Consider the following 23,961-nt stretch of genomic DNA (forward strand, 5'->3'; position numbering starts at 1 on the left):
ACTACAGCGAGGCCAACCAGCGGTCCACCGCCGTATAGATCGCCTCGACATCCGCCACAATCCCGCCCATGCGCAGAAAATCGTGGGTCAGCCCCTGTTGCACCTTCAACGTCACCGAAGTACCGCTGGCCTCCAGCAGGCGGGCGTACTCCAGCCCTTCGTCAAACAGCGGGTCGTATTCGGCCAGGCTCACATACGCCGGGGCCAGTTCGCCCAGCCCGCTGGCCAGCAACGGCGAGACGCGCCAGTCCAGGTGCTGCGCCGGGTCGGCACTGTAATGGTGGTAGAACCATTCCAGCGTGGCGGTCTCGAGCAGGTAGTCCTGGGCATAGCGGCGATGCGAGTCGCGCTGGCGCGAGGTATCGGTGACCGGATAGAACAGTAGCTGCGCCCTGGGCTTGAGCTGCAACGCCTGTGGCTGCTTGACCGCCGTGATCGCCAGCACGGTGGCCAGGGTGGCGCCGACGCTGTCGCCCGCGAGCGTCACCCGCTGGTTGTCCAGGTGCAGCGCCGTGGCCTGTTCAGCCAGCCAGTTGGCGGCATCCAGCGCATCATGCACGGCGGTCGGGAACGGGTATTGCGGGGCCAGCCGGTAAGCCGGCGCCAGCACCGCCTGGCGCCCGCTTGCTGCCAGGCGGCGGCAGATGGAGTCATGGGAGTCCAGGCTGCCGACCACATAACCGCCACCATGAAAGAACAGCAGCGTTGGCAGCAACGCCGTGTCGCTGGCATCGGCGCGGTAAAGACGCGCCGCGATGGACTGGCCGTCGCGGGTTGGAATGCTCAGGGTAGTGACGTTGATGGCGCCTGGCGGGCAGGGGTCGAGCACTTGCGAGGTGGTTTCGAACTGCGTGCGCGCCAGTGCCAGATCAAGTTCGTGCAGCGCGCTGCTCTTGCCACTCAGGCGGCCCATCTGGGCCAGTTCCAGGAAGCCTTCGAGGTCGGGATCCAGAGGCATGTAGAGGTTCCTTGCAAAGCTATCGGTAAGCGCCGCCCCGGCTGACGGGGCGGCGGTGGTATCAACAGGTGACGCTGTGGCTTTCCTGCAACTGCTCCAGCACGCGGCGCAGCAGCTCGGGATGCTTGAGCATGTCGTAATGGCCGGCGGCCACCGGTTCGTTGAGTTGCGCCTGCACCAGGCGCAGCTGGGTCTGGCCTGCGTCGGCCCTGGCCCACCAGCACTGCGCTGGCACCTGCGTTGCGGGGAGCCCCTCGATGGCCTCGGACAATGCCTTGAGTTTCATGGCTACACGGAAGGTATGGGCCAGTTCTTCAGCGCCGATGGAGGCGAACGCCGAGGCGCTGATGACCTGGGCCTGCACCTGGGCAATCGCCGTTTCGAGGTGGTTGGCAGGGCTGCTGGCGCGCACCTGCAACACCGGCAGCGCGTCACTTGGCACGCCCATGATGACACCCAGGAAGCTGCCAAGGTCTTCGCTCCAGTCCTCATCGGCTGCAGGCTGCGCAAGCGCAGATGACGGCAGAAAGCTGTCCACCAGGCCGAGGAAACCCACCCGCTGGCCCTGTTTCTCAAGCTCTTGCGCGACCAGCACCGCCAGGGTGCCGCCCAGTGACCAACCCAGCAGGTGGTAAGGACCGCTGGCCTGTTTCTGGCGGATGTACTGGGCATAGTCGATGGCCATGGCCTCGAGGGATTCATCTTCCCAGCTACGCTCCAGCAGCATTCGACATTGCAGGCCATACACGCTGCGCTGGCCTTCCAGGCGGCGAGCCAGCGGCTCGTAGTCGAATACCGTGCCGAAGCCTGCGTGCAGGCAGAACAGCGGCCGCGCCTGTTCGACCGGGCTGTTGAGCAACAGCAACGGGTCGAGGGAAGGCACCTGGGCCTCGTAGCCCGACAGCTCGGCGATGGTCGGCTTGCCGATCAGGTCGCGCAGTTTCAGTTCGATGCCCAGCTCCGGCTGGCTACGTACCCTGGACAGCACCTTGAGCACACGCAGCGAGTCGCCCCCCAGTTCGAAGAAGTTGTCGGTAACGCCGACCTGTTCGACCTCCAGCACCTGTTGCCAGATGGCCGCCAGGCCCTGCTCCAGCGTGTTGCGCGGGGCGATGAAGGCACGCGCCTTGAAGTCCGGGTCGGGCAGCGCCTTGCGGTCGAGCTTGCCGTTGGGGTTGAGCGGGAAGGCGGCCAGCGCGAGGATCTGCGCCGGTACCATGTAGTCGGGCAGCTCGACCTGCAGTGCACCGCGCAGGCGTTCGCCCAGGTCACCGGCGTCGTCCGCCACCACGTAGCCGATCAGTTGCTTGCCGGCGCCGGTTTCACGTGCAACCACCACCGCGTCGGTCACCCCGGGTTGCTGGCGCAGGCGCGATTCGATTTCGCCCAGCTCAATGCGGAAACCGCGCACCTTGACCTGATTGTCCAGTCGGCCGAGGTAGTCGAACACGCCGTCGGCGCGCTGGCGCACCAGGTCACCGGTGCGGTACAGGCGGCTGCCATCGCCCGCGAACGGGTCGGCAACGAAGCGTTCGGCGCTGAGCCCGGGACGCTGGTGATAGCCGCGCGCCACGCCTTCGCCACCGAGGTACAGCTCGCCGGCCACGCCGTCGGGCACCGGGTTGAGCTGGTCGTCGAGTACGTACAGGGTACGTCGACCCACGCGGGTGCCGATGGGCGCATACACCGCACCGCACTGCTGGCTGGCGTCGACTTTCCACAGCAACGGCGTGACCACGGTTTCGGTGGGGCCGTAGCCGTTGGTGAGATAGGCCGGCTTGAGTGCACGCTTGACCAGCTCGAAGTTGGCCTCGGCCACCGCGTCACCACCAAAGCAGTACACCCGCACCGCCGGTGGCGGCGCTTCGACGCTGGCGGCGTATTCGGCCAGTTGCTGCAGGTAGGCGGGCGGGAAGCAGGCGATATCGATGCTGTGCGCGTGCAGGGCCTGCCAGGTTTCCTCGGCAGTCCACAGGCGGTTGTCGCGCAGCACCAGCTGGCCGCCGCCGAGCAGGGTCGACTGCCAGCGTTCCTGGGCACCGTCGAAGGCGAACGACATGAACAGCAGCTCGCGGGTGCTGGCGTCCATCGCGTAGCGCTCGGCAATCGCCAGGCAGTGCATGCGGATCTGCCCGTGGCTGACGGCCACTCCTTTGGGCTTGCCGGTGGAGCCGGAGGTGTAGATCAGGTAGGCGAGGTTGTCCGCGTCGGCGCGAGGCGCCGGGCAACTGGCGGGGTAGGTGTCCAGGGCCAGATGGTCAAGTGTGATCAGGGTGCCGGCACCGGCATCGGCAAACCGGTGCTGGAGTGAGCGTTGCGTCAGCAGCACCGGCATGCGCGAGTCTTCGACGATCCACTTGACGCGCTCCTGCGGGTAGTCGATGTCGAGCGGAACGTAGGCTGCGCCGGTCTTCATCACGGCATAGAACGCCACGATCACGTCGACCGAACGCTCCAGGGCAATGCCGACGCACACTTCAGGGCCGATGCCCTGTGCAATCAGGTGGTGGGCCAGCCGGTTGGCGCGGGTTTCCAGTTCGCCGTAGCTCAACTGCACATCGGCGCAGGTGACCGCGATACGCTGCGGCTGCCGTTCGGCATGGCTGCGGATGCACTCGGCCAGCAGCGCCGGGTCGTGGCTCGGCGGCGCCAGTTGATTGTGTTGTGCAAGTGCCTGCTGTTCGTCGGCACTGAGCATCGACAGGCTGCCCAGGGTTGCTTGAGGGTTGTCGAGCAGGGCATCGAGCAAGGTTTCGAAGCTGGTGCGGATCTGCGCCGTGGCAGCCTCGGTGAAGCGGTTGCGCAGGTAGAGGAACTCGATCTTGAGGGTGCGGCCCAGGTTGATCGCCAGGTCCATGGCGAAGTTGGTGACGTCACGACTGTTCACCTCGCCAAAGCTCAACTGATTCTGCTCGGCTTCCTGCAGACGGTCGTCCACCGGGTAGTTTTCGAACACGATGATGCTGTCGAACAGTGCCTGGCCGTTCTGCCCCGACCAGCGCTGCACGTCGGCCAGCGAGGCATGCTCCTGGTCACGAACCTCCAGGTTGTAGGTTTGCAGTGCTTGCAGCCACTGCGCCAGCGGCATGTGCGGCTGCGGGGTCTGAATGATCGGCAGGGTATTGATGAACAGCCCGAGCATTTCTTCGGCACCGGGCAGGCTGGCCGGGCGACCGGCCACGGTGGCGCCGAAGCACACGGTGGGCTGGCCGGTGTAGCGTTGCAACAGCAGCAGCCATACGGCCTGGATCAGTGTGTTGGGCGTGATACGCAGGCGCTGGGTCTGTTCGCGCAGGCGCTGGGTGCGTGCTTCGTCCCAGTGCAGGTACAGCGCTGCATGCCCTTGCAGGTCGCCGGCCGGACGCGGTGCAATGCTGCCGGCCAGCAGGGTCGGTCCTTCAAGGTCGTGCAGCTTGTGTTTCCAGAACTGCTCCAGGCTGGCCTGGGACTGATTCTGCAGCCATTGGATATGGTCGCGATATTGCCCGCGCTTTGCCGGTGGCGTGCGCCCGTGGTACAGCTCCAGCACTTCGCCGAGCAGGCGCGAGCTGGACCAGCCGTCCATCAGGATGTGGTGGCTGGTCCAGATCAGGTGGTGCTTGTGCTCGCCCAGGTCGATCAGCGTCAGGCGCGTCAACGGCGCCTGCAGCAGATCGAAGCCTTCGGCGCAGTCCGCTTCAAGGATACGTTGCAGGGCCTTTTCATCGAACGTCGTGGCTTGCCTGGCCAGGCGACGCACCGGCAGGGTGGCGTGCTTGTACACCACTTGCAGCGGCTCATTCAGCTCGTTGGCCGACCAGAACCCGGTGCGCAGGATTTCATGGCGGGCAATCGCGGTGTTCCAGGCCGCGATGAACCGTTCGGGGTCCAACCCGATAACCGGTACGCTCATCTGGTTGATGTAGAGGCTGGCCTCGTTGGACTCCAGCGTGTGAAACAGCATGCCTTGCTGCATGGGCGAGAGTGGGTAGAGGTCCTGCACGTCGCTGCACGGTACTGGCAAACGGTCCAGTTGCGGCTGGCTAAGACGCGCCAGCGCGAAGTCCGATGGCGTCAGCCCCCTGTGCTGCGGGTCGCGACAATGCGCAATGACAGCGGCCAGTTCCAGGCAGAAGGCATCGGCCAGTTGCTGAACCGTCGCCTCCTCGAACATTTCGCTGCTGAAGCTCCAGTTCATGCTCAGCTCGCCGCCATACACCTGGCCGTTGAGCGACAGCCAGTTGCCCAGCGTTGCGTGGGCACTCTGGTTGGCGCCGGTGCTTTCAGCGGCCGGTGCGAACAGCGCGCCCTCATTGCTGTCGAAGCTGGCGTCGAACTGGCCCAGGTAGTTGAAGGTGATGCGTGGGACGGGCAGTTCGCCCAGGGCCTGACGCGCGCTCCCATCGCCAAGAAAGCGCAGTGCGCCGTAGCCGATGCCCTTGTTGGGAATGGCGCGCAGCTGTTCCTTGATTGCCTTGATCGACTCGCCCATACCGCTGGCGGGGGTGAGCTTGACCGGGAACACGCTGGTGAACCAACCCACGGTACGGGTCAGGTCGATCGTGTCGAACAGGTCTTCGCGGCCATGGCCTTCCAGCTCGATCAGGCTGCTTGGCGAGCCGCTCCAACGGCCGATCACGCGTGCCAGTGCGGTCAGCAACAAATCGTTGATCTGTGTGCGATAGGCCGCCGGTGCCTCCTGCAGCAGTTGGCGGGTGAGCTGCGTGTCGAGGCGGCTTTGCACGCTGCGTGCGTGGCGGTTCAGCAAGCTGCCGTGTGGGCGCTCGCAGGGCAGTGTGGTGGGTACATCCTGCAGTTGCGCCTGCCAGTACTGCAGTTCCTTTTGCAGGGCCTCGCTGCGTGCATAGCCTTGCAACTGCTCGGCCCAGGCCTTGACCGAGCTGGTTTTGCCCGGCAGTTTCGTCGGCTGGTTTACCAGCCGTTGCTGGTAGGCCAGTTGCAGGTCTTCGAAGAGGATGCGCCACGACACGCCATCCACCGCCAGGTGGTGAATGACCAACAGCAGGCGCTGCTGGCCATCGGGCAGGGTCGCCAGCAGGGCCCGCAGCAGCGGGCCTTGCTGGATGTTCAGGCTGGCCTGGGCGCGATTGGCCCATTCGTTGAGCGCAGGCTCGTCAGCGACTTCGGCCTGCCACAGCAATTTGTAGGTCGGGTCCACTGGCAGGTAGCGAGCCCCTGGATGTTCGCCGTCGAGGGAGAACACCAGGCGCAAGGCATCGTGGTGTTCCAGCAGCGCGTGCAAGGCATGGTCCAGTACGGCTGCATCCAGCGGCCTGGATGGTTCGAGCATCACCGATTGATTGAAGTGATGCGGTTCGGGGGTATCGCTGAGCAAGAACAGTTGCTGGATCGGCAGCAGGGGCGTGGTGCCGAGCACGGGGCCCTGATCGATCTGCTGCGTGGTGTCGGCGACCTGCGCGACACTGGCCAGGCTCTTGATGGTCTGGTGCTGGAACAGGTCTTTGGCGCTGAAGCGGAACCCGCTCTGGCGGGCACGGCTGACCACCTGGATCGAGATGATCGAGTCGCCACCGAGCTCGAAGAAGTTGTCGTCCAGACCAATGCGCGGCAGCTTGAGCACGTCTTGCCACAAGGTGGCGATGCGTTTTTCCATTTCGGTCTGCGGTGCCACGTATTCACGCTGCAGCAAGCTCGCATCCGGCGCCGGCAAGGCGCGGCGGTCGAGCTTGCCGTTGGCCGTCAGTGGCCATTGCTCCAGGAACAGCAGGTGCGTGGGCACCATGTAGTCCGGCAGTTCGGCCTTGAGCCGGGTTTTCAGGTCTTCCCGCAGGGCCGTGGGGTCGGCGGCGTTATCGTGGGGCAGTACATAACCCACCAGTTGCCAGGCCCACCAGCACCTCAGGCCCGATGCCCTGGGCAATCAACGCATGGGCCATCTGGTTGGCACGCTCGTTGAGTTCGCGGTAGCTGAGCTGGGCGTCACCCAGGGTCAGCGCGATGGAGCCCGGCGCACGCGCAGCCTGGGCTTCGATCAGTTCATGGAGGCAGCGCTGGCTGGCGAACTGCGCAGGCGCCGGGTTCCATTGCTGGAGGTTGGCCTGTTGCTCGCGGGCGTCGAGCAACGGCAGTTCGCCGACGCGCTGTTGCGGGTCAGCGACAATCGCCTGCAGCAGGTTCTGCCAGTGCCGGGCCAGACGCTCGATGGTCGCGGCGTCGAACAGGTCGGTGGCGTAGACCAGAATCGCCGAAAGGCCATCGGCCGTTTCCGTGGTGTCCAGCGTCAGGTCGAACTGTGCAGTGTGGTTGTCCCAGTCCAGACGCTCCACCTCCAGGCCCGGCAGTCGCTCGATGGCGCGCAGTTCACCGGCATCTTCGCTGTGGTGGTTGAACAGCACCTGGAACAGCGGGCTGTGTGACAGGCTGCGGCCCGGTTCCAGGGCTTCCACCAGTTGCTCGAACGGCAGGTCCTGGTGGGCCTGGGCCTGCAGGGTGGTCTGGCGCACCTGCTGCAGCAGTTCGGCGAACGACAGATCGGCACCAATCCTCGCCTCCAGCACCAGCGTATTGACGAAGAAGCCGATCAGGCGCTCGGTTTCAAGACGGTTGCGGCTGGCCACCGGCACCCCGACCCGCACCTGCGCCTGGCCGCTGTAGCGGTGCAGCAGGGTCTGGAACGAAGCGAGCAACAGCATGAACGGGGTCACCCCTTCGCGCTGGGAAAGCGCGCGCAGGCTACGGGTCAGTGCGGCATCGAGCACGATGTTCAGCTTCGCGCCCTTGAAGCTGCGCGTGGCCGGCCGCGGTCGATCGCTCGGCAGCTCCAGCACCGGCTGCTCGCCGCCCAGTTGCCGGCACCAGTAATCGAGCTGGCGCTCGCGCTCGCCGGCCTCCATCCACTGGCGCTGCCACTGGGCAAAGTCGGCGTACTGGATCGGCAGGGCCGGCAACTGAACTTCGCGCCCCTGGCTGTAGCCCGCATACAAGGCGATCAGCTCGTCGACCATCACCTGCATCGACCAGCCATCGGAAACGATATGGTGCTGAACCAGTACCAACACATGGTCTTGCGCCGCCAGCCGCAGCAGCCTGACCCGCAGCAGCGGCCCCTGGTCCAGGGCAAACAGGCGGCCGTTCTGGGCCTCGATACAAGCCTGGATCTGCGCCGCCGGATCGTCCCCTGCATACAGCACCTGGAGGTCGATATCGACACGGGCCTGCTCGCCAATCAGCTGACGCGGCTCGCCCTGCACCTCGACGAATGTGGTGCGCAGGCTTTCGTGCCGCGCCAGCAGGCTGTCGAAACTGCGCTGCAGCGCCGCAACGTCCAGCGCCCCGCGCAGGCGCAGGGCGGCCGGCAGGTGATAGGCACTGCTCTGCGGGTCCAGCTGCCAGAGGAACCACTGGCGCTCCTGGGCATACGACAGCGGCAATGGCCGGCCGCGCTCGACACAGGTGAACGGGGGCTCGCCGGCGGCCTGCCGCCCCCCCAGCGCTGCCACGAAGTCGCCCAGCCGGCTGCGCTCGAACAGGGTACGCAAGGCAACCTCCAGCCCCAGCACCTGACGCACCCGCGACACCACCTGGGTGGCCAGCAACGAGTGCCCGCCGATCTCGAAGAACGCATCGTCAAGCCCAACCCGCTCCAGCTTGAGCACGTCCTGCCAGATCGCCGCCACCTGTTGTTCCAACGCGCTTTGCGGCGCCACGTAGGTGTGCTGGGCCTGGCTGGCATCGACCGGTGGCAGGGCCTTGCGGTCCAGCTTGCCGTTGGGGCTCAGCGGCAAACGTTCAAGAAACAGCAGGTACGCCGGCACCATGTAGGCGGGCAGCACCGCGCGCAAGTGTGCGCCGATCGCTTCGCGCAACGCCGCCTGGGCCTGCGCCTCCAGTGCCTGGCGGCTGTCGCCGGGCACCACATAGGCAACCAGCTGCAGGCCGTCGGCAGCGGGCTGGGCCAACACCACCGCCTCGCGAATGACCGGTTGTTCGAGCAGGCGCGCCTCGACTTCGCCCAACTCGATGCGAAACCCGCGAATCTTGACCTGATGATCGATACGCCCGGCGTACTCGAGCACCCCTTCGGCATTGAAGCGGGCCAGGTCGCCACTGCGGTACAGGCGCCCACCCGGCTGCGCGGCGAACGGGTCGGGGATGAAACGCTCGGCCGTCAGGCCCGGGCGGTTGAAGTAGCCACGGGCGAGCAACTCGCCGCCGATCACCAGCTCCCCCACCACCCCTACCGGCGTCGGTGCGCCGCTTGCATCCAGCACATGGAGGCTGCGCCCGCCGAGCACCCGACCGATCGGCATGCTCAACGGGGTGCTGCGCACACCGCTGACATAATCATCGCATTCGAGGGTGGTGACACAGACCGTGGCCTCGGTGGGGCCATAGGTGTTGAGCAGCGCCACCTGCGACAATCCGGCCTGGCGCCAGGCTGCCACCCCTTCAGGTGGCATTGCCTCGCCGCCGATGTGCACGCGCCTGAGCTTGCCGTAATCGCGTGGGCCAGCGGCGGCAAAGTCCTTGGCCAGCAGGTTCCAGTAGGCGGTGGACAGGTCGGAAACGCTGACCTGCTTGTCGATGACCTCGTGGTAGTAGCGTTCGCTGTCCCAGAGTTCCTGGCCGCGCAGCACCACGGCAGCACCGCAGATCAGCGCAGGGTAGAACTGCTCGACGAAGGCATCGAAGTTGAAGGTGGCAAACTGCAGGATCCGGTCGTCCGGCCCGAGCCTGGAGAACTCACGCGCGACCTGCGCATGCCCGGCCAGCGCCAGGTGGCTGATGCCCACCCCCTTGGGGCGCCCGGTGGAGCCGGAGGTGAACATCACATACGCCAGGTTGTGCGCATGGGCGGTATTGGCCAGGTCGCTGGCGTCGAGCTGGCGCCAGGCCGCATCCTGGTCCAGGCACAGGCTGCGCACCCCGCACGGCAGGCCCAGGCGCGCCAGCAACGGGGTCTGGGTCAGCACCAGCGGCGTGGCGCTGTCCTCGATCATGCACAGCAGGCGGTCCTGCGGGTACTGCGGGTCCAGCGGCACATAGGCGCCACCGGCCTTGAGCACCGCCAGCAGCCCGACGATCATGTCGATGCCGCGCTCCACCGCGATGCCGACCGGCACCTCCGGCCCTACCCCGCACGCCACCAGGTGGCGCGCCAGGCGGTTGGCACGCTGGTTGAGCTCGGCATAGCTCAGTTGCGTCGACTCGAAGATCAGCGCCAAGGCCTGCGGGCGCTGCGCCACCTGCGCCTCGAAACGCTGGTGCACGCGCAGGTCGGGACATGTCAGCGGTGCACGCCCCCATTGCTCGAGCAGACACTCGCGCTCCTCGCTCGAGAGCAACGCCAGTTCGTCGAGGCGACACGTCGGGGTGGCGACCACGGCCTGCAGCAGGGCCACCCAGTGGCGTGCCATGCGCTCGATGGTCGCGGCCTTGAACAGGTCGCTGGCATAGGTCCAGGCCACCTGCAACTGGCCGCCCTGCTCGTAGGTGTCCAGGCTCAGGTCGAACTCGGTGGTACGGCTGCGCCAGTCGAGCATCGACAGTTGCAGGCCCCCGGCCAGCTTGAGCGCGGACACATCGGCCACGTGCGGCTGGTGGTTGAACATCACCTGGAACAACGGCGAATGGCTCAGGCTGCGCTCCAGTTGCAACCCTTCGACCAGGCGCTCGAATGGCAGGTCCTGGTGCGACTGCGCGCCGCTCACTGTGTCGCGGGTAGCCTGCAGCAACTCGAGAAAACTCATGTGCCCTGCCAGCGGGGTGCGCAACACCTGGGTGTTGACGAAGAAGCCGACCAGGCCTTCCAGCTCGCTGCGATTGCGGTTGGCCACGGGGCTGCCGAAGCGCACGTCGGTCTGCCCGGTGTAGCGATAGAGCAGCACGTTGAAGACCGCCAGCAGCACCATGAACAACGACACGTTGTGTTGCCGGGCAAAGCCACGCACCTGCTCGGCCAGCCCTGCGTCCAGCGTCAGGCAATGGCGCTCGCCGTCGAAGCTGGGCGACGAGGGGCGCGGGCAATCGAGCGGCAGTTCCAGCACCGGATGCTCGTCGCCGAGTTTTTCACGCCAGTACGCCAGTTGCCGCGCCTGCTCGCCGGCCTCCAGCCAGCGACGCTGCCACAGGCCGTAGTCGGCGTACTGGATCGGCAGCGCCTCGAACTGCGGCGCAAGGCCTTGGGCACAGGCGTCATAGCTGCGCGCGAACTCGTCGATCAGGACATTCATCGACCAGCCATCGGCGACGATGTGATGCAAGGTCAGCAACAGCACGTGCGCCTGTTCATCCAGCTTGAGCAGGCGCAGGCGCAGCAGCGGGCCCTGTGCCAGATCGAATGCACGCAGCGACTCCTGCTGCGCCTCGTGCTGCACCCGCGCTTCACGCGCAGCGGCCGGCACCGCGCTCAGGTCCAGTTGCTCCAGGCGCACCGCATGCTCCAACGGCACCTGCTGCACGCTGCCATCGGGCTGCGAGCGGAACACCGTGCGCAGCACCTCGTGACGCGCCACCAGCAGGCTGAACGCACGCTCCAGGGCCGCCACATCCAGCACGCCGTTCAGGCGTACCGCACCCGGCAGGTTGTAGGCGCCGCTGTGCGGGTCCAGCTGCCACAGAAACCACATGCGCTGCTGCGCATAGGACAACGCCTGGCGGTCCGGCACCTGGACCCCGGCAGGAATCGGGAACTGCGAAAAGTCCAGGCCTTCCTTGCTCAGGGCCTGCAGAAACAGGCTGCGCTTTTCCGGCGCCAGCTCGATGAAACGACAGGCCAGTTGGAGGGACTTCTCAGCATTCATCGAATGGTTTCCGTGCAGGGTGGATAGCGGGCAGCGCCCCGGTTATCCCTACGAAACGGATACACCCCAGGAAAAATTAAACACCGCCACGGCCCCCGTTCATTGCTCGCGGCTAAATCAGCCGTGCCGCTAGCCGTCTATCTAGGGAACCCGTAGCAAGAAGGTGCATGCCATGACTTCCGCCTCCTCCCTGACCCGCGCCGTCGGGCGCGGCCTGCGCAAGCTGGCCGGCGCACAGCCCGAGCGCGCCTACCGCCTGTTCGATGTCACCCTCAAGCAACGCATCCAACTGAGCCCGTCGCTGAGCCGCCTGGTGTTCACCGGCCCGGACGTGGCCCGGATGCACACCCTGGCTGCCGATCAACGGGTCAAGCTGTTCTTCCCCGCCGCCGACGGCAGCCCGCCCGAACTGCCCAACGACCTGCACTGGAACGAAGCCCGCCGCGCCCTGGCCGAGGCCAGCCGCCCGCCCATGCGCACCTACACCATCCGTGCCCTGCGCCGCGAACAGGCCGAGGTGGATATCGATTTCGTACTGCACGGGGTCAACGGCCCCGCCTCGGCCTGGGCCACCCACGCCCGCACAGGCGACCGTCTGCAGATCCTGGCACCCAACCTGGCCTTCGCCGGCGACCCCGGGGGCTACGAATGGAACCCGCCCGCTGGGGTGCGCAACATTCTGCTGGTGGGCGATGAAACCGCCTTGCCAGCCATTGCCGGCATTCTCGAAACCCTCGCCGGGCAAGATGACCCGCCCCAGGTCGAAGCCTATGTAGAGGTGCCGCTGCAACAGGACTGCCTGGCCCTGCGCTGCAATGCCAGCACCACCTTGCACTGGCTGCCACGCGACCAGCAACAGCGTATCCAGGGCCAGGCCATGGTGCATGCCGTGACCCAGCTGGCCACCCTGCCCGCCAGACGCCCGCCCGCCGACACGCGCCTCGAGGAGGTGGACATCGACCAGCAGATCCTCTGGGAACGTGCCAGCGCCAGCCACCAGAGCTTCTACGCCTGGGTGGCCGGGGAATCGGCTGCGGTGATGCAGATCCGGCGCTTTCTGATCAACGAACAGGGCCTGGACCGCAACGCGCTGACCCTGATGGGCTATTGGCGCGCCGGCCGCACGTTCGAGTAGGACCGCAGGCGTTTTCCAGGGCTCCGGGCGGCAGGCCGGGAGCCTTGGAAACATTTGCTTGCATTTTTTAGTGCAGGATTTCTGCTTCTCATTCGTCCTAACAATTACCACTGCACCCTTTCGAGCGAGCCTGAGCCCAGACACCCCGTGCTCCGGAACCTCATGCTCACCACACTCCGAATCGAAGTTGCCTGCCCAATGTCGAAAAAGTCACGTTCAAAACTCTGGTTTCTGGTCCACAGCTGGCTAGCCCTGCCGATCTGGTTCTTCGTGCTGATCGTCTGCTTCACCGGGACGCTGGCCGTGGTCAGCCAGGAAATCGTCTGGCTGGCGCAGCCCGAGGTCCGCGCCTCCAAACCCGACGGCGACCCGCCGATGCTGGGCTTCGACCAGGTGCGCGCCGCCGTCGAGGCCGCGCAGCCGGGGGTGTATGTCAGCACCATCGTGCGCCCGGACGAATCGCATTTCGCCCTGACCGTCAGCGTCACCTACCCCGACTCGCGCTCCACCACGCTCTACGTCAACCCGTACACCGGGGTGGTCCAGGGCGAGGCGGCGCAGTTCAACTTCCAGGCCTTTACCCGCGCCCTGCACGGCTGGTGGCTGGTGCCGTTCACCAATGGCTACAGCTGGGGCTGGTACCTGGTGTCGCTGCTGGGGCTGCCGATGCTGGCCTCGCTGGTCACCGGGCTGGTGGTGTACAAGCGCTTCTGGAAGGGCTTTCTCAAGCCGACCCTGCGCCTGAAGCACGGTGCGCGGATTTTCTGGGGCGACTTCCACCGCCTGAGCGGGATCTGGTCGATCTGGTTCATCGCGGTCATCTCGATCACCGGTACCTGGTTCCTGATCCAGGCGATTCTGTTCGACAACCAGATCTCGATTTCCAGCAACCAGGTGCTGCCGGTGATCGCCCGCGAGAACGTGCCCACCGCGCCCGCCGGCCAGCCGGCCCCGGTGCTGAGCCTGGATGCCATCGAAAAGATCGCCATCGACAAGATCCCGGGGCTGGACGTGAGCTTCATCAGCCTGCCGAGCAACGCCTACAGCCACACCGAAGTGGGTGGGCGCAGCTGGTACCCGCTGATGTTCCAGACCGCATCGGTCAACCCCTACAGTGGCGTGGTCGAGGCCCATGAGCTGCTGTCCGACCGCAGCAAGCTCGAATTCGTCACCGAGTCGATGCGCCCGTTGCATACCGGCGATTTCGGCGGTATCTGGATCAAGCTGATCTGGTTCGTGTTCGGCCTGCTGCTGAGCATGATGGTGCTCAGCGGCCTGCTGATCTGGACCAAGCGCACCGCCATCGCCACGGCCACCGCCCTCAAGCGCAGCGAAAAACCGGCACGCGCCAAGCGCGCCGCCGCTGCCACCCCTACCCCTTCGGAGAGCCAGGCATGAGCAAGGCAATCGCTGCACAACCGCCTTCGCGCCTGCGCCAGTTCTGGCTGAAATGGCGTTTTCACATCAACATACTGCTGTTGCTGGTACCGCTGGGTTTCATGCCCAAGTACTTTGCCGATGCGGCGCTGTTTCGCGGCGACGTGGGCCTGGGCGAGCGCGAGATCGGCGAGGTCCAGGTCGGCCCCTGGAGCCTGAAGCTGGCCGAGCTGCGCAACGAGGCGCCGCGCCAGGACGGGCCGGCCGGCTACATGAAGAGCTTCAACGCCAGCCTGTGCGAAGCCTGTATCCCACAGGTCAAGGCCACCTACCTGCGTATCGGCAAGCCGCGCAGCCTGCGCGCCGCCGGCGGAATCTTCTTCGGTTCCCCTTACCGCATGGGCGCCACGGTGCCGGTGCCGCTCAAGACCAGCCCCGACGCCGAACTGTGGGTGACCATGGAAGGCTGGGACGGCAGCATGCACCAGGGTTCGGTCCCGCTCAGCAAGGCCTCGCCAAGCACTGTCGCCTGGCTTCAAAAACAAGGAGGCAAATGATGCCTGTTTCTGACCTGCTGCGTCGCCTGGGTGGCGCGGCACTGCTCACTTCGCTCGCCACCTTCAGCAACCTGGCGCTGGCCCACAACCCGATCTGCGAATGCAAGCAGATCGAAGGCGGCCAGATCCAGTGCACCGGCGGCTTTTCCGACGGCAGCGGCGCCCCCGGCGTAACCCTCGACGTGATCGGCTACGACGAAAGCATCCTGGTGCCCGGCAAGCTGGGCGAAGACTCCAAGCTCACCTTCAAGCGCCCCGATGCCGAGTTCTACGTGCTGTTCGACGCAGGCCCCGGTCATGTGGTGGAAATCGACCAGGCCGACATCGAGGCACCATGAGCACCCCGACCACGACCCAGACCATCCGCCCGGCCGGTGCCGGCCATGAAACGCTGTATGTGCTGCTGTTCTGCGCCCTGGTGGTGCTGGTGGCCGGCGCGGTGGTCAGCTGGCGCGGCGAAACCACCGAAACCAGCGAAGTGGCGGCCCATCAGTTCGATGCGCGCCGCGACCTCACGGCCGGCGAGCAAGGGGTGTACGCCGACCTGCGGGTTACCCTGGAGGAGATCCAGCTGCGTCAGCAGGAAGAACAGCGCCTGCCCACCCCGGCCGAGCTGGATGCCGAGGGCTACGCCCCGTTCGCCCGCGACGCCAGCGCCGTGAGCCGTGGCGGCCACACCTGGCAGTTGCTCGAAGGCGGCGCCTACCTGGGGCTCAGCCAGGCCAGCGAAGTGGCCGGCTCGTTCCTGATGCGCCTGGGCGCACAGCCCGACAGCCCGGCCGATATCTGGCTCAACCGCAGCACCGACCTCACCGCCCCCCACGACCTCAGCGACGCCGCCTTGAGCGCTGCGGGCTGGCAACAGATCGTCGCGCAATTCGATGCCGGGGTCACTCGCCAGCATCGGCACTGAACCCACGGATACACCTGAGAGAAGACCGCCTGCCCATGTCTATTTCATCATTTCTGGTCAACCGCCGACGCATCCTGGCCGGCGTGCTCGCCCTGTGCCTGGCGCCCCTGGCGCACGCCGAAGAGGCCAAGCGCCTGCGTATCGGCATCACCCTGCACCCCTACTACAGCTACGTGGCCAACATCGTCGGCGACAAGGCCGAGGTGGTGCCGCTGATTCCGGCAGGCTTCAACCCGCACGCCTACGAGCCACGCGCCGAGGACATCAAGCGCATCGGCACGCTGGACGTGGTGGTGCTCAACGGCGTGGGGCATGACGATTTTGCCGACCGCATGATCGAGGCCAGCGAAAAGCCTGGCGTGGCCACCATCGAGGCCAACGCCAACGTGCCGCTGCTGGCGGCCACCGGCATCGCCGCACGCGGCGCGGGCAAGGTGGTCAACCCGCACACCTTCCTGTCGATCAGCGCCTCGATCGCCCAGGTCAACAACATCGCCCGCGAGCTGGGCAAGCTCGACCCGGCCAACGCCAAGGCCTACACCGCCAATGCCCGCGCCTATGGCAAGCGCCTGCGCCAGCTGCGTGCCGAGGCCCTGGCCAAGCTCACCAGCGCGCCCAATGCCGACCTGCGCGTGGCCACCGTGCACGCGGCCTACGACTACCTGCTGCGTGAATTCGGCCTGGAAGTCACCGCCGTGGTCGAGCCCGCCCATGGCATCGAACCGAGCCCCAGCCAGTTGAAGAAGACCATCAACCAGCTGCGCGACCTGGACGTGAAGGTGATCTTCTCGGAGCTCGACTTCCCGTCCACCTATGTGGACACCATCCAGCGTGAGTCCGGCGTGCGCCTGTACCCGCTGTCGCACATCTCCTACGGCGACTACAGCGCCGAAAAGTACGAAAAGGAGATGACCAGCAACCTCGATACCGTGGTGCGCGCGATCCAGGAGGCCGGGGCATGAGCGCCATCGAGCCGATCACCCTTGCCAGCCAGGGCCCCGGCGTGGAGTTCGACGCCGTTGGCCTGACCCTGGGCCGCACCACCATCCTCGACCAGGTGAGCTTCAAGGTGCGCCCTGGCAGCGTGCATGCGCTGGTGGGGCCCAACGGCGGCGGCAAGAGTTCGCTGATCAAGACCCTGCTCGGCCAGATGCCCCACCACGGCCGCCTGAACCTGCACTGGGCCGGCGCCCCCGGTTGCATCGGCTACGTGCCGCAGGCCCTGGAATTCGACCGTGGCCTGCCGATGACCGTGGACGACTTCATGGCCGCCATGTGCCAGCGCCGCCCGGCGTTCCTGGGGCTGTCGCGCCACTACGCGGCGAGCATCGCCCAGGCGCTGGAGCGCGTGGGCATGCAGGACAAGCGCAAGCGGCGCATGGGCGCCCTCTCCGGCGGCGAGCGTCAGCGCGTGCTGCTGGCCCAGGGGCTGATTCCGGCGCCGCAACTGCTGGTGCTGGACGAACCGATGTCGGCGCTGGATGAAGCCGGCATCCGCATCTTCGAACAACTGCTGCTGGACTGGCGCGCCAGCGGCACCACCGTGCTGTGGATCGAACACGACCTGGAGGCGGTGAAACGCCTGGCCGATCACGTCACCGGCCTCAACCGGCGCATCCTGTTCGACGCGCCGCCCGAGCAGGCCCTGCGCCCGGAGGCGCTGCTGCAACTGTTTTCCACCCACCCGCGCAGCGCTGCGGTGACCGGGAGCCACGCCTGATGAACTATGAAGAATTTCGCCTGATGATCCAGGGCCTGGCGTCCTCGGGCTACCTGCCCGAAGCCCTGGCCTATGGCTTCGTGGTCAACGCGCTGCTCGCCGGCCTGCTGATCGGGCCGGTGCTGGGCGGGCTGGGCACGCTGGTGGTGGTCAAGCGCTTTGCGTTCTTCTCCGAGGCGGTGGGCCACGCGGCCCTGACCGGGGTGGCCATCGGCATCCTGCTCGGCGAACCCTATACCGGCCCCTACGGCAGCCTGTTCGGCTACTGCCTGCTGTTCGGCGTGCTGCTCAACTACCTGCGCAACCGCACCGGGCTGGCCCCGGACACCCTGATCGGGGTGTTCCTGTCGGTGTCGCTGGCGCTGGGCGCAAGCCTGCTGCTGATACTGGCGGGCAAGATCAACGTGCACATCCTGGAAAACGTGCTGTTCGGCTCGGTGCTGACGGTCAACGGCAACGACCTGCTGGTGCTGGCCATCGTCGGCGCGCTGGTGCTGGGCCTGAGCCTGCCGCTGTACAACCGCATCATGCTGGCCAGCTTCAACCCGCAGCTGGCGGCAGTGCGCGGGGTGGCAGTGAAGACCCTGGACTACCTGTTCGTGGTGCTGGTGACGCTGATCACCGTGGCCGCGGTGAAGGTCATCGGCGCGATCCTGGTGGGCGCACTGCTGGTGATCCCGGCCGCTGCCGCCCGCCTGCTGAGCCAGTCGCTCAAGGGGTTTTTCTGGACCTCGGTGGTGATCGCCACCCTCAGCACCCTGAGCGGCATCCTGCTGCCGATCGTGTTCGACCTGCCGCTGCCCTCGGGCGCCGCGATCATCCTGGTCGCCGGCATGGCCTTCGCCCTGGCCGCCATCGCCCGTGGCACCCTGCCCAGCCTGAAAGGAAACATCGGATGAAGCCGACATTTCGCCAACTGACCCTGGTACTGGCCCTGAGCGGCGCCTTCAGTGTTGCCGCACAGGCCGCCGAAGCCGCGCGCCCGGTGCAGGTACTGGCGTCCCTGCCCATCACCTACGGCCTTGGCCAGTTGCTGCTCGACGGCAGCGAGGTGAAGCTGCAACGCGCCGCCGCGGCCAACCTGCCCGGCTCGCGCCAGACCGCCTACTTCAGCGGGCGTGGGGCGCCGGCCCTGCAGAAGCTGGCCGTGAACGCCGATGCGGTGATCGGCCTGCGCTCGGTATGGGCGGACGACCCGCTGTACCCGATGGCGCGGCGCAGCAATATCCGCATCGTCGAAGTGGATGCCGCACGCCCGGTGGATGGCAGCCTGCCCGGCATTGCGGTGCAGCCGGGGGCGCCAAAGGACGGCCTGAACAGCCAGCCGTGGCTGTCGAGCAACAACCTGGGGCGCATGGCCGACGTGACCGCCGCCGACCTGGTGCGCCTGGCGCCGGCCGCCAAGCCGAAAATCGAGGCCAACCTGGCCACGCTCAAGCAGCAGTTGCTCAAGCTCAGTGCCGACAGCGAAGCGCGCCTGGGCGAAGTCGACAACCTCAGCGTGGTAAGCCTGTCGGAGCGCTTCGGTTACCTGATCGGCGGGCTGAACCTGGAGCAGGTGGCCTACAGCGTACCCGCCGAAGACCAGTGGACCCCCGAGGCACTGCAGCAGCTGACCGCCCTGCTCAAGGACAACGACGTGGCGCTGGTACTCGACCACCGCCAGCCGAGCGAGGCGGTAGCTGCGGCAGTCGCCAAGGCCGGCAGCCGCCTGCTGGTGCTGGAGGGCGGCGGCGAAAACCCGGTGAGCGAACTGCAGGGCAGTATCGATGAAGTGATCAAGGCACTCGCCGCGAAGGCCTAAGGTCGGCAAAAACAAAGCCCCAGTGCGCAACGCCTGGGGCTTTTCAGTTGCGCCGAACGCCAGCGTGCGCGCGATCAGCGCGCCGGCAGCGGTTGCGGCACCGGCAGCGGCCTGCCAAGCAGCACACCGACCACCACGGCGAACACCAGCGCCGCCACCCCGGCGCTTTGCAGCACCGTCTCGAAGCCGCCGATGAAGGCGTGCTGCGCCAGCGGCGCGAGGGTTTCGCGCAGTGCCGGGTCGACCATAGCCAGCGCTGCCGGCAGGTCACCGGCGGCAACCCGGGTGGCCATGTCGCCGACCTTGTCCAGTTGCCCAGGCGCCACCCCTGCCACCGCCTCGCGCAGCAACTGCCCGCTGCGCGCCGCCAGGATACCGCCCAGAATGCCGATGGCCAGCACGATGGCACCAAAGCGCGTGGTAGTGCTCAGGCCCGAGGCCATGCCGGTGCGTTCTCGCGGCACGCAGGCCATGATGTTCTTCTGCGTGTCGCCGTTGAGCAGCCCGGCCCCGGCGCCCAGCACGATGCTGGCCAGGGCGAAGCTCAGGTAGCCGCCATAGCTGGCCGCCGCGCCGCACAGCAGGTTGCCCGCGCCCACCAGCAGCAGGCCCAGGGCGAACACCTGGGCGCTGCTCAGCCGCGCCGACAGGCGCATGCCCAGGCGCGGGGTCAGCAGCATCGCCAGGGCAAACGGCAGCATGCCCGCGCCGGCGGCCAAGGCCGACAGTTGCAGGCCGTTCTGCAGGTACAGCGGCAGCAGGGTCATCATCACCTGGGCACAGGCGGCGTAGGCGAACATGCCCAGCAATGCACCGATGAAGCGTGCGCTGCGCATCAGTTGCAGGTCGATCATCGGCCGCGCCTGATTGCGCTCCACCAGAATGAACAGGCCGAACAGGAACGCTGCGATCACCAGGCGCCCCAGGGTCTGGGCACTGCCCCAGCCGACCTGGTTGGCATCGATCAGCGCCCAGATCAGGTAGCCCAGGCTGCCGGCGAAGGTCAGGCTGCCAAACGGGTCCAGCCGCGCGGCGGCGCTATCGCGGGACTCCTCGACACTGCGCCGCACCATCACCGCCAGCACCGCCACCAGTGGCAGGTTGATGTAGAAGATCCAGCGCCAGCCCAGGGTGCTGGCGATCAGCCCGCCCAGCAGCGGCGCGAAGGTGATGGTCGCGCCCATGCACGCGCCCCAGAACGCCCAGGCCCGCATGCGCGCCTCGGGCTCGTGGAAGCGGTGGCCGATGGCAGCCAGTGCCGAGGTCAGCAGCAACGCCGCGCCCACGCCCTTGGCGGCCCGTGCGATGTCGAGGAACACCAGGGTGGGCGCCGCGCCGCAGGCCAGCGAGGCGAGGCCGAACAGGCCCAGGCCCAGTTGCAGCATGCGCCGGCGCCCGAAGCGGTCGGCCAGGCTGCCGGCAGGCAGCAGCAGCGCGGCGAAGGCCAGCAGGTAGGCGCTGACCACCCATTCGATGTCGGCGAACGAGCCGGACAGGTCGCGGGCGATGCTCGGCAGGCTGACGGCGACGATATTGGTGTCGAGGATGATCAGGGCGCACACGGCCGAAGCCGTGAACAGGGTGAAACGGGCGGAGGACATTGCAAGGCTCCCGTGCAAGGCGATCTGGGGCCAGTGTCGCGGTGTCCGAGCAGGCTGCCGCGACAGGGCCGGTGTAGCCACCGGATGCTCATCGGCGCAGCGGCTTTGCCGCCACGTCACGCATCTTGTAGTGTTACTACACATTACCGCCGCAACGGCCTGGCCTTGTTAGCCAGGATCGCCTGCGTCATTAGCCTGCAGCTAACGAGACCCCATGGAAATCCGCCATTTCCGCTATTTTCTCAGCGTCGCCCGCCTCGGCCACTTCACCCGCGCCGCCGAGCAACTGGGCATCGCCCCGCCGACCCTGAGCCGGCAGATCCAGGACATGGAAAGGCAGCTGGGTGTGCGCCTGTTCGAGCGCAGCCAGCGCGAGGTGTGCCTGACCGCCGCCGGCGAGGCGCTGCTGCCCGAGGCCGAACAGGCGGTGCGCCAGTTCGATGCCGCGCAGCTGGGCGCACAACGGGCCGGGCGCGGTGACGTGGGGCGTATCGAGTTGGGGTATGTGGCCTCGGCAGCCTTTTCGGGGCTGCTCCAGCAGCAGGTGACGCGCTTCAGCCAGTCGCACCCGGGGGTGGTGCTGAACATCCGCGAGCAACCCATGGCCGAGTCCCCCGCGCTGGTGCGTGACGGTGTGCTGGATATCGCCTACGTGCGCACGCCGATGGACCTGCCCAACGAACTGGTCGCGATGGACCTGCACGAAGAAGGCTTTGTCCTGGCCCTGCCGCCCAGCTCGCGGTTGAACGAGCTGCCGCAGATCATGGCCGCACGCCTGGCCACCGAAACCTTCATCTTGCCCGAGCAGATCTCCGGCACCCTGGCCGTCGCCGCCCAGGGTGGCTTCGTGCCGCGCCTGGGGCCGCAGCCGGGTAGCCTGGTGGCGGTCATCACCCTGGTTTCGCTGGGCCAGGGCGTGGCGCTGGTGCCCGAGTCGGTGCTGCAACACATCACCCTGCCGCAGGTCAGCTACCGGCGCATCGCCGACAGCCAACCCACCTCGTGCCTCACCGTGCTGCATCGGCGTTTCGAGAAGGCGCCCGCGGTGATGCGCTACATCGAGGCCCTGCGCAGCGGCCAGGGCTGATCGCACCCGCGCGCCTTACAGACGCTGCAGGGCCGCCGGCAAGGCGCGGGCGAAGCGCTCGGCCACGTCGTCCACCTGCGCGGCGGTAATGATCAGCGGCGGCAGAAAGCGCACCACGCAACCGTTGCGCCCACCCAGTTCGATGATCAGCCCGCGCTTGAGGCATTCGTTCTGGATCAGCGAGGCCAGCTTGCCGAACCCCGGCGCATGCCCCAGCGCATCGGCGGCCCCTTGCGGGTCCACCACCTCGACGCCGAGCATCAGCCCGCGACCGCGAATGTCGCCCAGGTGCGGGAAGTCGCGCTGCAGCACCGCCAGGTGCTCGCACAGCCGTGCGCCCATGGCCTCGGCGTGGGCAGCCACGTCGTGTTCCTTGAGATAACGCATCACCGCCGAGCCTGCAGCCATGGCCATCTGGTTGCCACGGAAGGTGCCGGCGTGGGCACCCGGCAGCCAGGTGTCTAGCCAGTCGCGGTACACCACCACTGCCAGCGGCAGGCTGCCGCCGATGGCCTTGGACAGCACCACCACGTCCGGCACGATGCCGGCGTGCTCGAAGGCGAACATCCTGCCGGTACGGGCAAAGCCGCTCTGGATCTCGTCGACGATCAGCGCCACGCCCGCCTGCTCGGTGATGCGCCGCACGCCGCGCAGCCAGTCGAGGTCGGCCGGGATCATGCCGCCCTCGCCCTGCACCACCTCGACGATCACCGCCGCCGGCAACTGCACGCCGCCTTCGGGGTCGCTCAGCAGGTTTTCCAGGTAGCGCAGGTTGACCTGCACGCCCTGCTCGCCGCCCAGCCCGAACGGGCAGCGGTAGTCGTAGGGGTATGGCAGGAACTGAACGCCGTTGCCCAGCAGTGCGCCCATCGGTTTCTTAGGCCCCAGGCTGCCCATCAGGCTCAGCGCGCCCAGGCTCATGCCGTGGTAGCCGCCCTGGAACGACAGCACCGTGCTGCGTCCGGTGGCAGTGCGTACCAGCTTGAGCGCGGCCTCCACCGCATCGGTGCCGGTCGGCCCGCAGAACTGGATCCGGGCCTGGGCGCTGAAGGCCGGTGGCAGCAGGCCGAACAGGTCCTGCACGAACTGGTCCTTGACCGGCGTGGTCAGGTCCAGGGTATGCAGCGGCAGGCCGTCGGCCAGCACCTGCTGGATCGCCTCGATCACCACCGGGTGGTTGTGGCCCAGGGCCAGGGTGCCGGCGCCGGCCAGGCAGTCGATGAACTGGCGGCCCTCGACGTCTTCGACGTAAAGCCCCTGGGCACGCTTGAGCGCCAGCGGAATGCGCCGCGGGTAACTGCGTGCATTGGACTCCTGCTGCTTCTGTCGCGTCAGCAGCGGCGAATCTTCGAAGTGATAAAGCGTTTCGCCAGGCTCGTCGGCTGAAGAAGCCGGCTGTGCCTGGGCAAGGCAGGTAGCGACTGACATCGGAAGTAACCCTCGCAAGCAAGCGGATGGTCCCACCACGCGCCGATGGCCAGCGTTGTGTCGGGATGTGTACTCGCTTGAAAGACGCACCAACGCCCTGAGGATTTAGCGCGCGGGGCGGTCTTCTAGAAGGTTTTGTGCATCAGTTGCAGGTGCAGGCCATGAAATCCCAGCGCCTCACCGCTGGGCGAATAACCCAGGCGTGCGAAAAAATCCTGGGCCGAGGCGGTGCTGTACAGCGATGCATGGGTACAGCCCCAGCGGCGCAAGGCGTGTTCCAGGTCCAGCACCAGTGCCCGACCGATGCCATGCCCGGTGTAGTCGCGCTGCACGAAGCACTGGCAGATCTCGCCGCTGCGCAAGGCCAGCGCGGTAGCCACCGGGCGACCCTGCCAGCGCCCCAGGTTCAGGTACAGGGCCGGGTCGCCCAGCCAGTCGGTGATCTGCGCACGCTGCTTGCTGCGCGACCAGGCGTCGATCACCTGCAGGTCGCCGTGATGGTCCTGGTCGGCTGCGGTGGCGATGCTCTGCTGCATCAGCCGCTCGATCAGGGCGGCCTCGGCCGGCCGGGCCCTGGCAATGCGAATCCGTTCGTCCATGAGTGCTCCCTGGTGCTGT

15 protein-coding genes and 1 pseudogene are annotated in these 23,961 nt (G+C 66.9%); 10 read left to right on the forward strand and 6 right to left on the reverse strand.

Annotated features, from left to right (window positions below):
* Nucleotide 1: 1 nt before the first annotated feature.
* From CR917_RS20870 to CR917_RS20880, 3 genes and pseudogenes are all read right to left on the reverse strand, one after another.
* Complete coding sequence (locus tag CR917_RS20870; RefSeq protein WP_104572900.1) at nt 2-958, reverse strand: alpha/beta hydrolase; 957 nt, start codon at nt 956-958, stop codon at nt 2-4.
* Between the two features lie 61 nt (nt 959-1,019).
* Nucleotides 1,020-6,800: pseudogene (locus tag CR917_RS20875) on the reverse strand (amino acid adenylation domain-containing protein); the annotation flags it as partial.
* The gene (locus CR917_RS20880) at nt 6,769-11,721 is read right to left on the reverse strand and encodes a non-ribosomal peptide synthetase (RefSeq protein WP_104572902.1); all 4,953 of its coding nucleotides are present in this window, start codon (nt 11,719-11,721) and stop codon (nt 6,769-6,771) included. The gene CR917_RS20880 and the pseudogene CR917_RS20875, both read right to left, overlap by 32 nt.
* A 172-nt stretch (nt 11,722-11,893) precedes the next feature.
* Here CR917_RS20880 and CR917_RS20885 point away from each other — a divergent pair, with 172 nt between their 5' ends.
* From CR917_RS20885 to CR917_RS20925, 9 genes are all read left to right on the forward strand, one after another.
* Entirely contained in the window at nt 11,894-12,856 is a 963-nt protein-coding gene (locus CR917_RS20885; RefSeq protein ID WP_104572903.1) for a siderophore-interacting protein, read from the forward strand.
* 198 nt (nt 12,857-13,054) lie between these two features.
* Nucleotides 13,055-14,254 (forward strand): PepSY domain-containing protein, encoded by a 1,200-nt coding sequence (locus CR917_RS20890; protein WP_058542014.1) that lies wholly within the window; start codon nt 13,055-13,057, stop codon nt 14,252-14,254.
* Nucleotides 14,251-14,790, forward strand: coding sequence for a thiamine pyrophosphate-binding protein (locus tag CR917_RS20895; protein WP_078480229.1), 540 nt, complete (start codon nt 14,251-14,253; stop codon nt 14,788-14,790). The genes CR917_RS20890 and CR917_RS20895 overlap by 4 nt, the downstream gene beginning before the upstream one ends.
* Nucleotides 14,790-15,128 (forward strand): hypothetical protein, encoded by a 339-nt coding sequence (locus tag CR917_RS20900; protein WP_043862411.1) that lies wholly within the window; start codon nt 14,790-14,792, stop codon nt 15,126-15,128. The genes CR917_RS20895 and CR917_RS20900 overlap by 1 nt, the downstream gene beginning before the upstream one ends.
* Nucleotides 15,125-15,703: a DUF6162 family protein gene (locus CR917_RS20905; RefSeq protein ID WP_104572905.1), complete on the forward strand. Its 579-nt coding sequence runs from the start codon at nt 15,125-15,127 to the stop codon at nt 15,701-15,703. The genes CR917_RS20900 and CR917_RS20905 overlap by 4 nt, the downstream gene beginning before the upstream one ends.
* 35 nt (nt 15,704-15,738) lie before the next feature.
* Nucleotides 15,739-16,665: a metal ABC transporter substrate-binding protein gene (locus tag CR917_RS20910; RefSeq protein WP_043862409.1), complete on the forward strand. Its 927-nt coding sequence runs from the start codon at nt 15,739-15,741 to the stop codon at nt 16,663-16,665.
* A complete protein-coding gene (locus tag CR917_RS20915; RefSeq protein ID WP_104572906.1) occupies nt 16,662-17,423 on the forward strand; it encodes a metal ABC transporter ATP-binding protein in 762 nt (253 codons plus the stop codon). Before CR917_RS20910 ends, CR917_RS20915 begins: the two co-directional genes overlap by 4 nt.
* The gene (locus CR917_RS20920; protein ID WP_043862407.1) at nt 17,423-18,322 is read left to right on the forward strand and encodes a metal ABC transporter permease; all 900 of its coding nucleotides are present in this window, start codon (nt 17,423-17,425) and stop codon (nt 18,320-18,322) included. Before CR917_RS20915 ends, CR917_RS20920 begins: the two co-directional genes overlap by 1 nt.
* On the forward strand, nt 18,319-19,227 hold the full coding sequence (locus tag CR917_RS20925; protein ID WP_043862406.1) for a metal ABC transporter solute-binding protein, Zn/Mn family: 909 nt from the start codon (nt 18,319-18,321) through the stop codon (nt 19,225-19,227). Before CR917_RS20920 ends, CR917_RS20925 begins: the two co-directional genes overlap by 4 nt.
* Nucleotides 19,228-19,301: 74 nt before the next feature.
* Here CR917_RS20925 and CR917_RS20930 read toward each other — a convergent pair whose 3' ends face one another.
* The gene (locus tag CR917_RS20930; protein WP_054915568.1) at nt 19,302-20,828 is read right to left on the reverse strand and encodes an MFS transporter; all 1,527 of its coding nucleotides are present in this window, start codon (nt 20,826-20,828) and stop codon (nt 19,302-19,304) included.
* A gap of 214 nt (nt 20,829-21,042) precedes the next feature.
* On the opposite strand from CR917_RS20930, the gene CR917_RS20935 reads away from it, so the two are divergent.
* Nucleotides 21,043-21,915, forward strand: a complete 873-nt coding sequence (locus tag CR917_RS20935; RefSeq protein WP_104572907.1) for a LysR family transcriptional regulator — start codon at nt 21,043-21,045, stop codon at nt 21,913-21,915.
* A 15-nt stretch (nt 21,916-21,930) separates the two neighbouring features.
* Here CR917_RS20935 and CR917_RS20940 read toward each other — a convergent pair whose 3' ends face one another.
* Nucleotides 21,931-23,343, reverse strand: a complete 1,413-nt coding sequence (locus CR917_RS20940) for an aspartate aminotransferase family protein (protein WP_054915569.1) — start codon at nt 23,341-23,343, stop codon at nt 21,931-21,933.
* Nucleotides 23,344-23,468: 125 nt separating this feature from the next.
* A complete protein-coding gene (locus tag CR917_RS20945) occupies nt 23,469-23,942 on the reverse strand; it encodes a GNAT family N-acetyltransferase (protein WP_043862402.1) in 474 nt (157 codons plus the stop codon).
* Nucleotides 23,943-23,961: the final 19 nt, after the last annotated feature.

It is taken from the genome of Pseudomonas sp. BRM28 (genome assembly GCF_002939405.1).
Taxonomy (GTDB): Bacteria; Pseudomonadota; Gammaproteobacteria; order Pseudomonadales; family Pseudomonadaceae; genus Aquipseudomonas; species Aquipseudomonas palmensis.